The sequence below is a fragment of the Mycobacterium sp. genome (genome assembly GCF_035506235.1).
Lineage (GTDB): Bacteria > Actinomycetota > Actinomycetes > Mycobacteriales > Mycobacteriaceae > Mycobacterium.
This window is the reverse complement of the sequence record NZ_DATJPU010000216.1, coordinates 63990-77446: the sequence shown is the minus strand read 5'-3', so window position 1 is coordinate 77446 and position 13457 is coordinate 63990. Positions and strand designations below refer to the sequence as shown.

At 69.3% G+C, this 13457-nt stretch carries 12 protein-coding genes; 8 read left to right on the top strand and 4 right to left on the bottom strand.

The window, feature by feature from the left end:
* Positions 1 to 8: 8 nt before the first annotated feature.
* Positions 9 to 608 carry a TetR/AcrR family transcriptional regulator gene (locus VMD50_RS20150; protein ID WP_325430002.1) on the bottom strand — a complete coding sequence of 200 codons (600 nt, stop codon included), beginning with the start codon at positions 606 to 608 and terminating at the stop codon, positions 9 to 11.
* Positions 609 to 680: 72 nt separating this feature from the next.
* On the opposite strand from VMD50_RS20150, the gene mshB reads away from it, so the two are divergent.
* Positions 681 to 1589: an N-acetyl-1-D-myo-inositol-2-amino-2-deoxy-alpha-D-glucopyranoside deacetylase gene (gene mshB, locus VMD50_RS20145; RefSeq protein ID WP_325430000.1), complete on the top strand. Its 909-nt coding sequence runs from the start codon at positions 681 to 683 to the stop codon at positions 1587 to 1589.
* 92 nt (positions 1590 to 1681) lie between these two features.
* Entirely contained in the window at positions 1682 to 2143 is a 462-nt protein-coding gene (locus VMD50_RS20140; RefSeq protein ID WP_325429998.1) for a hypothetical protein, read from the top strand.
* Positions 2144 to 2152: 9 nt separating this feature from the next.
* Here VMD50_RS20140 and VMD50_RS20135 read toward each other — a convergent pair whose 3' ends face one another.
* Positions 2153 to 3250 (bottom strand): PE family protein, encoded by a 1098-nt coding sequence (locus VMD50_RS20135; RefSeq protein WP_325429996.1) that lies wholly within the window; start codon positions 3248 to 3250, stop codon positions 2153 to 2155.
* A gap of 232 nt (positions 3251 to 3482) precedes the next feature.
* Here VMD50_RS20135 and VMD50_RS20130 point away from each other — a divergent pair, with 232 nt between their 5' ends.
* On the top strand, positions 3483 to 6071 hold the full coding sequence (locus tag VMD50_RS20130) for a bifunctional FO biosynthesis protein CofGH (RefSeq protein ID WP_325430086.1): 2589 nt from the start codon (positions 3483 to 3485) through the stop codon (positions 6069 to 6071).
* A 29-nt stretch (positions 6072 to 6100) separates the two neighbouring features.
* Positions 6101 to 6865, top strand: a complete 765-nt coding sequence (locus tag VMD50_RS20125) for a maleylpyruvate isomerase N-terminal domain-containing protein (protein ID WP_325429994.1) — start codon at positions 6101 to 6103, stop codon at positions 6863 to 6865.
* 4 nt (positions 6866 to 6869) lie between these two features.
* Here VMD50_RS20125 and VMD50_RS20120 read toward each other — a convergent pair whose 3' ends face one another.
* Positions 6870 to 7202 (bottom strand): hemophore-related protein, encoded by a 333-nt coding sequence (locus VMD50_RS20120; RefSeq protein ID WP_067881329.1) that lies wholly within the window; start codon positions 7200 to 7202, stop codon positions 6870 to 6872.
* A 436-nt stretch (positions 7203 to 7638) separates the two neighbouring features.
* Here VMD50_RS20120 and fdxA point away from each other — a divergent pair, with 436 nt between their 5' ends.
* From fdxA to VMD50_RS20100, 4 genes are read left to right on the top strand one after another with little or no spacing between them, the layout of a single operon-like run.
* Positions 7639 to 7965 (top strand): ferredoxin, encoded by a 327-nt coding sequence (gene fdxA / locus VMD50_RS20115; protein WP_067315864.1) that lies wholly within the window; start codon positions 7639 to 7641, stop codon positions 7963 to 7965.
* Between the two features lie 26 nt (positions 7966 to 7991).
* On the top strand, positions 7992 to 9110 hold the full coding sequence (gene dapC, locus VMD50_RS20110) for a succinyldiaminopimelate transaminase (protein ID WP_325430081.1): 1119 nt from the start codon (positions 7992 to 7994) through the stop codon (positions 9108 to 9110).
* A gap of 57 nt (positions 9111 to 9167) precedes the next feature.
* Positions 9168 to 11549 carry an APC family permease gene (locus tag VMD50_RS20105; RefSeq protein WP_325429990.1) on the top strand — a complete coding sequence of 794 codons (2382 nt, stop codon included), beginning with the start codon at positions 9168 to 9170 and terminating at the stop codon, positions 11547 to 11549.
* Entirely contained in the window at positions 11546 to 12805 is a 1260-nt protein-coding gene (locus tag VMD50_RS20100) for an alpha/beta hydrolase (RefSeq protein ID WP_325429989.1), read from the top strand. Before VMD50_RS20105 ends, VMD50_RS20100 begins: the two co-directional genes overlap by 4 nt.
* Here the strand turns inward: VMD50_RS20100 and VMD50_RS20095 are convergent.
* The gene (locus VMD50_RS20095) at positions 12791 to 13441 is read right to left on the bottom strand and encodes a GAP family protein (protein ID WP_325429987.1); all 651 of its coding nucleotides are present in this window, start codon (positions 13439 to 13441) and stop codon (positions 12791 to 12793) included. The two genes, VMD50_RS20100 and VMD50_RS20095, sit on opposite strands and share 15 nt — an antisense overlap.
* Positions 13442 to 13457: the final 16 nt, after the last annotated feature.

The window sequence follows — 13457 nt, the reverse complement described above, 5'->3', positions numbered from 1 at the left end:
GGCGTTTTCTAGGCCCGCGCCCGCGGCGGGATCACGGTGTCGGCGATGAGCGCCAGCTCCCGCCGGTTCGGCGGTTCGCCGGTGAGCATGAACTGGTGGTTGATCAGCGCCGGTCCGACTCGCGCGGTCAGCGGTGTGACGGTGGCCGGGTCGAGGTCGCCGTCGTCTACGGCGGCCTGCAGGATCGATTCGACGATCTTGAGGCGCGGGCACACCACGGCGTCGGCGAAGATGGCGCGCATTTCCGGCTCGTGCAGCAGCTGATGAACGACGTCGAGGCCGGGAAAGGTGGTCTTGCCGGCCAGCATGTCGCGGTGGGCGGTGAAGATCGTCAGCAAGTTCTCCCTGGCCGACCGGCCGGTGCGCAGCTCGGGCAGCGGCGGCAGGGCGTACACCAGGGCGGCGTGCACCAGATCGTGCTTGCTGCACCAGCGCCGGTACAGCGCGGCCTTGCCGGTCTGGGCGCGCGCCGCGATCCCTTCCATCGTCAGCCCGCCGTATCCGACTTCGGCCAACTCCGCCAACGTGGCCTCGTACAGCGCACGTTCGAGCACTTCGCCTCGTCGGCGGCTCCGGGTGTTACTCCGGTCCTTTGTTAGCTGGGGCATTTCTCGATAGTAGCCGTCCGCGTTCCTATCCGCTGCCCGTCGGTGACGCGGCCGCCGGGGTAGGGTGCGTCCATGCCCGAGAGTCCGCGGCTGCTGTTCGTCCACGCGCACCCCGACGACGAGAGCCTGAGCAACGGCGCCACCATTGCGCACTACGCCGCACGCGGGGCGCAGGTGCGCGTCGTCACGTGCACCCTCGGCGAGGAGGGCGAGGTCATCGGCGATCCGTGGGCCGGGCTGGCCGTCGACCGCGCGGACCAACTCGGCGGCTACCGAATCGGGGAGCTCACCACCGCATTGCGGGCGCTCGGCGTCAGCGGACCGCTCTATCTGGGCGGTGCGGGGCGGTGGCGCGACTCGGGCATGCAGGGCACCCCAAAAAGGCGGCGCGAGAGGTTCATCGACGCCGACGAGCGGGAGGCCGTCGGCGCGCTGGTCGCCATCATCCGCGAGCAGCGCCCGCACGTCGTCGTGACCTACGACCCGAACGGTGGCTACGGGCACCCCGACCACATCCACGCCCACACAGTCACGACGGCCGCCGTCGCATCTGCCGGCTTCAAGGCCGGCGACTATCCGGGGGAGCCCTGGGCGGTGCCGAAGTTCTACTGGACGGTCTTGGCCGAGAGCGCATTCCAGGCCGGTTGGCGGGCGCTGGATCGCGAAGACCTGCTGCCCGACTGGGCGATCCCGCCCCACGACGAGTTCGACTTCGGCTATGCCGACTCCGACATCGACGCCGTCGTCGAGGTGGCGCCCGAGGCGCTCGCCGCGAAGACGGCCGCGCTGGCCGCCCACGCCACGCAGGTCGTCGTCGGCCCGACCGGCCGCGCGTGCGCCCTGTCGAACAACATGGCGCTGCCCATCCTCGCCGAGGAGCACTATGTGCTGGTGGGCGGCTCCGCGGGGGAGCGCGACGGGCGCGGCTGGGAAACGGATCTGCTCGCGGGACTCGGTTTCGCCGCTGCCGCAACGCGGTAGGCTGCCAAACAGGCAGCCACGGAAGGAATTCGCATGGACCCCGACCTGGACCCTAACCTGCAGCACTGGCAGGACCGCCTCGACAGCCTGCAGTGGGTCATCGGCTCGATCCTCTCCAACATCGACAGCGTCCCGACCTGACCGAAACCAAGCCACACGCCGCGTCCGCTGAGGACAGCGGCGCAACAGATCCCGCGATTCGTTTCGTTGTCCTGGCGCTGCTGGCCGTCGACGGGATCCTGTCGGCGGTGGCCGGCGCGCTGCTGCTGCCCTCGTATATCGGCTCGATTCCGTTTCCCATCAGTGGGCTGCTCAGCGGACTGCTTAACGCGGCGCTGGTCTGGGCCGCCGGCTTGTGGACCAGGTCCGCGCGGGTGGCCGCCTTGCCGCTGTGGACGTGGCTCCTGACGGTGGCCGTGATGAGCATGGGCGGCCCCGCCGACGACGTCATCCTGGGCGGCCGGGGGCTGATGGCATACGGGGCCCTGCTGCTGATCGCGCTGGGGGTCGCGCCGCCGGTGTGGGTGCTCTGGCGGCGCAGCCACCATCGCTGACCGGCCTGGTTACGGGAAGAACGGCGGAAACGGCGGGAGCGGCGGCAGGAAGCCCAGGAACCAGTTGATCTCGGTCTGGATGAAGTAGTTGATCGACGCCGTGGTGGCCGCAAGGAAGTTGTTCAGCCCCTGGACGAAAGTGATGGAACCACCCAGCCAGTCCAAAATGTTGAACAGACCGCTCTGCACCATGGGCTCGAAGAGGTTGTAGACGAACATGATCTGTGGTGCCACTATCCAGCCGATCCAGGGCAGCCAGCCCGCCGCGTAGGAGGCCAGCTCGAAGCCGTACTGCACCCACGGCTCGACCAGCAGGTAGGCGGACTCGATCGCATCGGCGATGGGCGCGAATGCGTTCGCCGCCGACACCGCCGCGGCGTTGGTGACGGCAGCCGGCGAGAGCAGTGCGCTGGCCGCGGTCAGGGCCCTTATCCCGCCGGTGGGCCCCAGCAGCAGCGCGGCGGCCTGGCTGACGCCGCCGAACAGGCCGCCCCCCAGGAAATTGGCCGAACCAGCCACGACGCTCTCGACCTGGCTCACCGCGCCGGACACGGCGCTGACGGCCGCGCCGGACACGGCGCTGGCGGCTGCACCGGACACGGCGCTGGCGGCCGCACCGGCCTGACTGGCGATTGCCTGGGCGCCGCCGCCGAGCAGCCCGGTGCCCGCACCCAGGAAATTGGCGGAGCCCGCCACGACGCTCTCGACGTGGTTGACCGCACCTGACACGGCTCCGCCGACCGCACCGGCGACACCGGCGACACCGCCGCCACCGGCGAGCAGCGTCGCCGCGGGGGCGTTCACCGCACCGGCGAGGTTCTGGGCCGCGCCGGCCTCGGCCGCCGCATAGGCGCCGGCACCGGCGCTCAACGTCTGGACGAACTGCTCGTGAAACGTCGCGATTTGCGCGCTGATCTGCTGATATCCCAGCCCGTGCTCGGAGAGGAACGCGGCGACCTGCGCCGACACCTCGTCGGCGGCGGCCGCCGCCACCGCGCTGGTCGGGGCCGCTGCCGCCGTGTTGGCCGTGCTGAGCGTCGATCCGATGCCGGACAGGTCCGAAGCCGCTGCGGCAAGCGCTTCGGGGTCCGCGAACAGGAACGACATCTCACTCCTCCCTGAGATACGACGGATGGTAACGCGGTCGCGGCTGGTTAGCGGCCAAGTCCGCCAAACACACAGCAACGGGCCCGGCGCGCGGTCGCGCGGGCCGGGATGTCGACCGCGGGCCGGCGCTGGCCTGGCGCTACTGTTGCGCATATGGCACCGCTGCCCAAGGTTTCATAGGTTGGGCCGGGCGGATGAAATTCGATCGTGGGGAAGTTACACCAACGTGCCACTGACACCGGAGCCTCCGGCGCCCATCGCCCTGCCGAGCCCTGTCGTTCCGGCTGTGGTTTCCTCCAAGGCCGGCGCGTCCGCGTTGCGGCGGGTCCTGCGGCGGGCCCGGGACGGGGTCGCGCTGAACCTCGACGAGGCGGCCGTCGCGATGACGGCACGCGGCGGGGACCTCGCGGACCTGTGCGCGAGCGCGGCGCGGGTGCGCGACGCGGGCCTGGAGGCGGCCGGGCGACGGGGGCCGGGTGGCCGGTTGCCGATCAGCTATTCGCGCAAGGTGTTCATCCCGGTCACCCACCTGTGCCGCGACACCTGCCACTATTGCACCTTCGTCACCGTGCCGGGCAAGCTGCGGGCCCGGGGCGCGGGCATGTACCTGGAGCCCGACGAGATCCTCGATGTCGCCCGCCGCGGGGCCGAACTGGGTTGCAAGGAAGCGCTATTCACCCTCGGCGACCGGCCCGAGGACCGCTGGCCGGAGGCGCGTCACTGGCTCGACGAACGGGGCTACGACTCGACCTTGTCGTACGTCCGCGCGATGGCGATCCGGGTGCTGGAGGAGACCGGGCTATTGCCGCACCTCAACCCCGGCGTGATGAGCTGGTCGGAGATGTCGAGGCTCAAGCCGGTGGCGCCGTCGATGGGCATGATGCTCGAGACGACGTCGCGGCGGCTGTTCGAGACGAAAGGGCTTGCGCACTACGGCAGCCCGGATAAGGACCCGGCGGTGCGGCTGCGCGCCCTCACCGACGCCGGGCGGCTGTCCATCCCGTTCACCACCGGGCTGCTCGTGGGCATCGGCGAGACGCTGCCCGAACGCGCGGACACCTTGCTGGCGATCCGCAAGTCGCACAAGGAATTCGGACACGTCCAGGAAGTGATCGTGCAGAACTTCCGGGCCAAGGAACACACCGCGATGGCCGGGTTCCCCGACGCCGGAATCGAGGACTATCTGGCGACGGTGGCGGTCGCGCGGCTGGTGCTCGGCCCCGGCATGCGCATCCAGGCGCCGCCCAATCTGGTGTCGCGTGACGAGTGCCTGGCGCTGCTCGGCGCCGGCGTCGACGACTGGGGCGGCGTCTCACCGCTGACCCCCGACCATGTCAACCCCGAGCGGCCCTGGCCCGCCCTGGATGAGCTGGCCGCGATCACCGCGGAGGCCGGATACGACCTCGTGCAGCGGTTGACCGCGCAGCCCAGATACGTGCAGGCCGGCGCGGCGTGGATCGACCCGCGGGTGCGGGGACACGTTGCGGCGCTGGCCGATCCGCAGACCGGCCTGGCCCGCGACGTCAACCCGGTGGGCAGGCCCTGGCAGGAGCCCGACGACGTCGAGTCCGCCGGCCGGGTCGACCTGCACGCGGCGATCGACACCCAGGGCCGCAACACCCAGGCCCGCAGCGACCTCGAGAGCGCGTTCGGCGATTGGGAATCGATCCGTGCGCACGTGCACGAGCTGGCCGCGCAGGGCGCCAAAGCGCCAGAACGCCTAGACACCGACGTGCTGGCCGCGCTGCGGTCGGCCGAGCGCGATCCCGCCGGCTGCACGGACCAGGAGTACCTGGCGTTGGCGACGGCCGACGGCCCCGCGCTGAATGCGGTTGCGGCGCTGGCGGATTCGTTGCGGCGCGACGCCGTCGGGGATGACGTGACCTTCGTGGTGAACCGCAACATCAACTTCACCAACATCTGTTACACCGGCTGCCGGTTCTGCGCGTTCGCGCAGCGTAAGGGCGACGCCGACGCGTATTCGCTGTCCACCGAGGAGGTGGCCGACCGCGCCTGGGAGGCGCACGTCGAGGGCGCCACCGAGGTGTGCATGCAGGGCGGGATCGATCCCGAGCTACCGGTCACCGGGTATGCCGAGCTGGTGCGCGCGGTCAAGGCCCGCGTGCCGTCGATGCACGTGCACGCGTTCTCCCCGATGGAGATCGCCAACGGTGTGACCAAGAGCGGGTTGAGCGTTCGCGAATGGCTGATCAGCCTGCGCGAGGCCGGTCTGGACACCATTCCCGGCACCGCCGCCGAAATCCTGGACGACGAGGTGCGCTGGGTGCTCACCAAGGGCAAGCTGCCGACGTCGATGTGGATCGAGATCGTGACCACCGCGCACGAGGTGGGCCTGCGGTCGTCGTCGACGATGATGTACGGGCACGTCGACAGCCCCCGGCACTGGGTGGGCCACCTCAACGTGCTGCGCGAAGTTCAGGACCGCACGGGCGGTTTCACCGAGTTCGTGCCGCTGCCGTTCGTGCACCAGAGCTCGCCGCTGTACCTGGCCGGCGCTGCGCGCCCCGGGCCCACCCACCGCGACAACCGGGCGGTGCACGCCCTGGCGCGAATCATGTTGCACGGCCGCATTTCCCACATCCAGACCAGCTGGGTCAAGCTCGGCGTCGAGCGCACGCGGGTGATGCTCAACGGCGGCGCCAACGACCTGGGCGGCACGCTGATGGAGGAGACCATCTCGCGGATGGCCGGCTCCGAACACGGGTCGTCGAAGACGGTGGCGGAACTGGCCGCGATCGCCGAGGGCATCGGTCGCCCGGCGCGCCAGCGCACCACAACTTACGCCCCGCTGGCGGCGTAGCCGTCGCACCAGGCGGGTATACCGCCGCCGTGAAGCGACACATCGACCACGATCGATTCCCGGAGTGGCGACCGTTCCTCGACGCGGTGCAACAGCGCCGGCCCGACGCGGGCACCTGGTGCGAAGCCTGGACGGTCCGCGACGTCGTCATCCATCAGGCCGGAAACGCCGAGGAACTCGCCCGGGTGCTGCAAGCGCACCTGGAGGGGGACCCCGTCGGCACGCGCGGCTTCGCGGAGCGGGAGGGCCCGCTGCGCGCCCTGGGCGACGCCGACCTGTGGGACGCGCTGCACGAGCGGATGGCCACCCTGAACGACGTCGCGGCGGCGGCGGACGGCGTTCCGGCGGACACGGACGTCGCCTGGACCGGTCGCACCATGAAGGTGCCGTGGTTCGCCGAGCACATGCGCGAGGAACTCGTCCTGCACGGTTGGGACATCACCGGGGATGACCCGGCGGCCCAGGCGCGGCTGGCCGAGCCGTGGATGACCACGCACAGCGTCACGGCGGTCGGGCGCCCGTTGCTTGCCAAGGGCGCCAAGGGATTACGCGGGGGTGAGCGGATAGCAGCCCGGCTGCGGGTGCCCGGCACCGACGACGTCGTCGTCACCGCCGACGCCGAGCGCACCTACATCGGAATGGCCGGCCCCGAAGGCGAGGCCACCCTGGAAACCGATGCGGCCGCGCGGGTGCTACTGCTCTGGGGTCGTCGACCCGGGGACCCTTCGCGGATCTGCAGCGGCGCGGGACCCGAAACCCTGGGCCAACTTCGCCGTTTGCTCAGCGGCTACTGAACGGTCAGTAGTTGTTGCAGCTGCCGGCCACCGACAACACGTCGTTGAAGTACGGCGCGGCTTGCGGCATGGCCTGGATCTGCTGCGCCATCTGCATGCGCTTCGGCGGCGGCGAGGCGAGGAACTGGCGCAGGTAACTTTGCGCGATCGGCGATGCGTTCATCTGCGCGGCAGCTCCCGGGTCGGTCGCGTTGAGCGCGGCCATGACCTGCCCGTAGTTGCAGGTTGTGTTGATGACCGGATCCAGGGGATCTGCGGATGCGATCCCGGAGCCGGCCGTCAACGCGAACGCCACGCCGCCAGCGGCAGCGGCCAATTTGGTCAACGACAGCTTCACCATTTGTGGATACCTTCCCCATTCAATGCACCGTCGGAAAACGGCGACGACATTGCCCAACGGTTGCCGTCTGCGGTTGAGGCTACCAGGCTCCGCGGGCTTTCATCCTCGCAACCGTAATCGCATAGGAAGCTCTAATCGTAACTATTCGCAGGTCAGCGACCTGCGGAGGATGTTCGCCGTGAGTGAACGCGGACCGGGGCGGGGCCGCCGGGCACGGCGGCGCGCCCGGCGCGCGCTTTGCGTCGGCCTCCCGGCGGGCCGCTCGGCGCCGCCGATTGCGCGTGGGTCATCCGACTTGCGTGCCAAGTGGTTGACGTGTATGTGCAACGTCTAGTATCAGTAACCGAAAGCTTTCGCCGGGGCGGCCGAAGCGCCGCGGCGAGCCGAACAGCAGCCCACACGCAGTACATGGACAGAGCTTGAGGAGACGTCTGTGACGTACACGATCGCCGAACCCTGCGTCGACATCAAAGACAAGGCATGCATCGAGGAGTGCCCGGTCGACTGCATCTACGAGGGCACCCGGATGCTGTACATCCACCCCGACGAATGCGTGGACTGCGGGGCGTGCGAGCCGGTCTGCCCCGTCGAGGCGATCTACTACGAAGACGACGTCCCGGAACAGTGGAGCCAGTACACGCAGATCAACGCCGACTTCTTCGTCGAGTTGGGGTCGCCGGGCGGCGCGGCGAAGGTCGGCATGACCGAGAACGACCCACAAGTGGTCAAGGACCTGCCCCCGCAGGGCGAAGGCGACTGAGCCGGCCGGTGCTGCATAGGCCCGGGGTGCGGGCGCAGCCCCCTCACGGGAAGGTCTCGGCGTCCCTGCCGGAGTTTCCCTGGGATACCCTGGCCGACGCGAAGGCGCTGGCCGCGGCCCACCCGGACGGGATCGTCGACCTGTCCGTCGGCACCCCGGTCGACCCGGTCGCGCCCCTGATCCGCGAGGCGCTGGCCGCCGCGAGTTCGGCGCCCGGATATCCGGCCACCGCCGGCACCGCGCGGCTGCGCGAATCGGCGACCGTCGCGCTGGCGCGCCGCTTCGGAATCACCGGGCTGAGCGAGGCGGCCGTGCTGCCGGTGATCGGCAGCAAGGAACTCATCGCGTGGCTGCCCACGCTGCTGGGCCTGACAGCCGCGGACGTGGTGGTGGTGCCGGAGCTGGCCTACCCGACGTATGAGGTCGGGGCCCGCCTGGCCGGGGCAGAGGTGCTGCGCGCGGATTCGCTGACCCAGGTGGGCCCGCGATCCACGGCGCTGTTCTACCTGAATTCGCCGAGCAATCCGACCGGGCGGGTGCTGGGCGTCGACCACCTGCGCAAGGTCGTCGGGTGGGCCCGTGAGCGGGGCGTCATCGTCGCCTCCGACGAGTGCTACCTGGGCCTGGGCTGGGAGGCCCAGCCGTTGTCGGTGCTGCATCCGTCGGTCTGCGACGGTGATCACGGCGGGCTGCTGGCGATCCATTCGCTGTCGAAGAGCTCTTCGCTGGCCGGCTACCGGGCCGGCTTCGTCGCCGGGGATGCGGCGCTGGTCGCCGAGCTGCTGGCCATCCGCAAACACGCCGGGATGATCGTGCCGACGCCGGTGCAGGCCGCCATGGTGGCCGCCCTCGACGACGACGCCCACGAGCAGCAACAGCGCGGGCGCTACGAACGCCGGCGGGAGGCCCTGTTGCCCGCGCTGCGCGGGGCCGGTTTCGTCGTCGACCATTCCGAGGCGGGCCTGTACCTGTGGGCCACCCGCGCCGAGCCCTGCCACGACACCGTCGCGTGGCTGGCCACCCGGGGCATCCTGGTGGCGCCCGGCGATTTCTACGGCCCCGGCGGCGCCCGGCACGTGCGGGTCGCGCTGACCGCCACCGACGAACGCATCGCCGCCGCGGTGCAGCGACTGTCCCAGGGCTGACACAGGGCCGACTTGGCCCGGTCGCCTGCCGCGCGGGCGGGGCGACCGGCAGAATGCTTGGTCGTGACTAGTTCGGCGAGCGGTCCGGCGGGCAAGCTGCACATCCCGACGTCGATCGGGGACATAGCCAAGCGGGTTTTCCTGGGCAAGCCGCTGATCACCGAGGACCTGACGAGCGAGAAGCTCTCGAATCCGGTTGCCCTCGGCGCGCTGTCGCCGGACGCGATCTCGTCGACCGCGTACGGCCCCGAGCAGATCCTCATCGAACTGCTGCCGCATGCGGGGCTGGCGGCGTTCGTCTTGTTGCTTCCGGTCACCGGCGTCATCCTGCTGATCCTGATGTTCGTGACCGCGTCGTATCGGCAGGTCGTCATGGCCTACACCCGGGCCGGCGGTTCGTACGTCGTCGCGCGGGAGAATTTCGGGCCCCGGGTGGCGCAGATCGCCGCCGCGGCGCTGTTGATCGACTACGTGGTCACCGTGGCGGTGCAGGCGGCCGCGGGGACGGTCGCGGTGGCGTCGGCGATACCGGCATTGGGTCCCTACGACCTGTACATCACCGTCGGTGTGGTGCTCGTTATCTGCTATCTGAATCTGCGCGGATTGCGCGAAGCCGGCTGGCCGTTCGCCGCGGCAACCTACTTCTTCGTTGTCATGATCGGCCTGACGATCGTTGTCGGCGTCATCCGCGAAATATTCTGGGAATTACCCGTTTACGATCCGTATCAGCTGAGCGGAACGGTGCCGGTGCAACAGGGTGGCGGTCTGGTGATGGGAGCAACGGTACTGACCCTGTTGCGTGCCTTTGCCAACGGAGGCTCGTCGCTGACGGGAGTTGAAGCGATCTCCAACACGGTCGACGTATTCCGAAAGCCGCAGGGCGTGAACGCACGTCGAGTGCTCACCGCGATGGCCTGCATTCTTGGGTTCTTGTTGGCGGGCGTTGCTTATCTGGCACACGTCACCCACTCGACGCCGTATCTCACTGAATATCCCTCAGTTTTGTCACAGGTCGGTCGTGCCGTCTTCGGCAACGGCGTGATCGGGAACGTCTTTTTCATCCTCGTCCAGACGTCGACCGCCGCCATCCTGTACGTCGGCGCGAACACCAGCTTCAACGGGTTCCCGGCGCTGGCCAGCTTCGTCGCCGAGGACCGCTTCCTGCCCCGGCAGCTGACGAAACGCGGTTACCGCCTGGTGTTTTCGAACGGGATCCTCACTTTGACGGCGCTGTCTGTGGTGTTGCTTGTGGCGACCGGTGGTTCGGTCAACGCGCTGATCCCGGTTTTTGCGATCGGCGTGTTCACCGGCTTCTCGATGGCGGGTTACGGGATGACCAAACACCATCTGACCCACCGGGAGCCCGGGTGGCGACGCCGGCTGGCGATCAACCTGTCCGCGGGGATCCTGTCGACGATCGTGGTGGTCATCTTCGCGGTGGCGAAGTTCACCGAGGGCGCGTGGCTGGTCGTCATCGTCTTCCCGGTGCTGGTCTTCCTGCTGATCCGGCTCAACCGCGAATACCGGGCCGAGGCGGCCATTCTCGAGATGTTCCGCACCGACCGGCCCGAGCTGGTGAAGTACGCCAGGCACCGGGTGTTCGTGTTCGTGAACTCGGTCGACCTCGCGACGATCGAGGCGTTGCGGTACGGCAGAGGGTTGCGGTCCGACGAGCTCATCGCCGTGCACTTCATGGTTGACGCGGCCCATGCCGCTCAATTGCGAAAGCGTTGGGATCACTACGAACTCGACACCCGGTTGCGGGTCGTGGACTGTCCGGACCGGCAGATCAACCGGTCGGCGCAGGTGCTGGTCGCCAAGGCGCTGCAAGAACACCGCGACACCAACGTGACGGTGTTGCTGCCGCGGCGCACCTATTCACCATTTCTGGGGCGGCTGCTCCACGACCGCACGGCGGACAAGATCGCGCGGGCGGTCAGCCTGATGCCGGACGCGGCGGCGACGATCGTCCCGTACGACGTGGAGTCGCGGATCAAGGAGGCGTACCCCAACGATTTCGAGCATCGCATCGCGCGATGGCTGGACAGGGCCGAAGCCTGGGTCTTCAGGGACGAGGAGCGCGACGTCGAAGCCTATGAACACCCCGAACGCCCGTCGGTGATCACCGTGGCCGGGCTCATCCCGGGCCAGCGCGCCACCTTCGAGGGGCGGGTCAGCCAGGTGGAGGACATCACCAAGCGGCGCCGCACGCTCCGCTGGATCGTCGTCGGCGACGACAGCGGCGAGATCAGGGTCACGTTCCGGCCCGGTCACGGGGGCGCCGATATCCAGCCCGGTCAGGTGCTGCGGATCACCGGGAAGCCGCGCCAGACCGGCAATCGCCCCATGTCGATGGTCGACCCGGCGTACCAGGTGATCGACGATCCGGCGAAGGCCGAGGAATCGGCGGAGTCCGACGAAACCGGGGCTCAGGCGTGAAGCGACTGGCCGCCGCAGTTGTGCCCCTCTCGGGTCTGGCGTATACCGCCAACGGCTACCGACCGTTGACGAGGAACCGCTACGGGTCGGGCATCGCGTTCGCCCACGGCGTGTTCGCGTCCGAGCTTCCGATGCAAACCCTTGCCGTCCAGCTGGCGGCGGTGGCGGCGGTGTCGCGCCGGCTGCCGCCGCGTGCACGCCGATTCAGCTGGCTGGTCTCGGCGTTGTCGTGGCTGGGATTGCTGGGCCTGCGCCGCGTCGGACAGAGGGCGAACGAGCCGCTGACCACCGCGCTGGACGCCGGGCTGGGCCCCGGCCGCCGCACCGAGTCCGGAGACCTTTGGCGGCGACCGCCGACCGGCGGCGCGACCGCGAAGAGGCCCGGCGCGGCACGGATGCTGCGGATCTACCGCGACTACGCGCACGACGGCGACATCAGCTACGGCGAGTGCGGCTCGCGGAACCACCTGGACATCTGGCGCCGGCCGGATCTGGATCGCGGCGGCCGGGCCCCGGTGCTGCTGCAGGTTCCCGGCGGCGCCTGGATGGTGGGAAACAAACGCGGACAGGCACATCCGCTGATGAGCCACCTGGCCGAGCTCGGCTGGATCTGCGTCGCCATCAACTACCGGCTGAGCCCCCGCTCCACCTGGCCCGACCACATCGTCGACGTGAAGCGGGCGATCGCGTGGACGAAAGAGCACATCGCCGATTACGGCGGTGACCCCGACTGGATCGCGATCACCGGGGGCTCGGCCGGCGGGCACTTGTCGTCGCTCGCCGCGCTGACCCCGAACGATTCCCTGTTCCAGCCGGGTTTCGAGGACGCCGACACCCGCGTGCAGGCGGCCGTCCCGTTCTACGGGGTGTACGACTTCGGGTCAGAGGAAGCGATGCATCCATTGATGGCGCCGATAGTGGCCAAGCGCGTATTCAAGCTGAGCCTGGCCGAGATCGGTGAGCCGTTCCGGGTCGCCTCGCCGATCACCCACGTCTGTCAAGACGCGCCACCGTTTTTCGTGCTGCACGGCACCAACGATTCGCTGATACCGGTCGAACAGGCCCGCGCCTTCACCGCGCGCCTGCGCGAGGTCAGCCGCCAGCCCGTCGTATACGCCGAGTTGCCCTGCGCGCAGCACGCTTTCGACATCTTCGGGTCGGCGCGCGCGGCACACGCCGCGGTGGCCGTCGAGCAATTCCTTGCCGAGACGTACGCGTCGGGCCGGGCCATCGCGCAGCCCTCAAGCACCGGCTAGGCCGACCACGAGCAGGACGCACCCGACCGCGGCCAGCAGGGTGGCGACCTCGACGCGGCGCCGCGAGCGGATCCAGTCGTGCAGCGCGCTCATCGACGTCCGCGTCCTCCGGGGCGCCAGCAGATACGCGAGCAGGGGAAGCTCCACCAGCGCGAAGGCCACCACGTTGAACATCACCAGTGCCCCGACTTGCGTCGCCGCCGCGGCGCCCGAGGCCAGGATGATGGCCAACGCGGCCAGATAGTCCACCGACGGCAGCGCGATCCCCAGTCCCGCCACTCCCGCGACCCACAACGAACGCCCATTCAGGAGTCGCCGGGCGTGTGTCGCCACCTTCTGGGGCACGGCGGTGCGGCTCGTGTCCGGTTTGAGGACGACCGCGGCGGCGACCAACAGCGCGAGCATGCCGATGAGGATTTGCACCCTGGGCAACGTGAAGTACGTCGACCCCAGCAGTCGGCGGCGCAAGACGAACAAGACGACCAGGCCCACGCTCATGCCCATCGCGAAGCCGCCGCCCAGGAATGCCAGCAGTTGCAGCATCGGTCGGGGCCGGTTGAGCATCAGCACCGTCATGCCGACCCGGAACGGTTCGAGGCTCACGGCGATCGCCATCACCAGGATGGTGATCAACATGGCCGCCAGGTTACAG

What these genes read in the sequence shown, in the direction of transcription:
- VMD50_RS20150 (WP_325430002.1), bottom strand. Translation starts at nt 608, where the DNA reads ATGCCCCAGCTAACAAAGGACCGGAGTAACACCCGGAGCCGCCGACGA.
- VMD50_RS20135 (WP_325429996.1), bottom strand. Translation starts at nt 3,250, where the DNA reads ATGTCGTTCCTGTTCGCGGACCCCGAAGCGCTTGCCGCAGCGGCTTCG.
- mshB (WP_325430000.1), top strand. Translation starts at nt 681, where the DNA reads ATGCCCGAGAGTCCGCGGCTGCTGTTCGTCCACGCGCACCCCGACGAC.
- VMD50_RS20095 (WP_325429987.1), bottom strand. Translation starts at nt 13,441, where the DNA reads ATGTTGATCACCATCCTGGTGATGGCGATCGCCGTGAGCCTCGAACCG.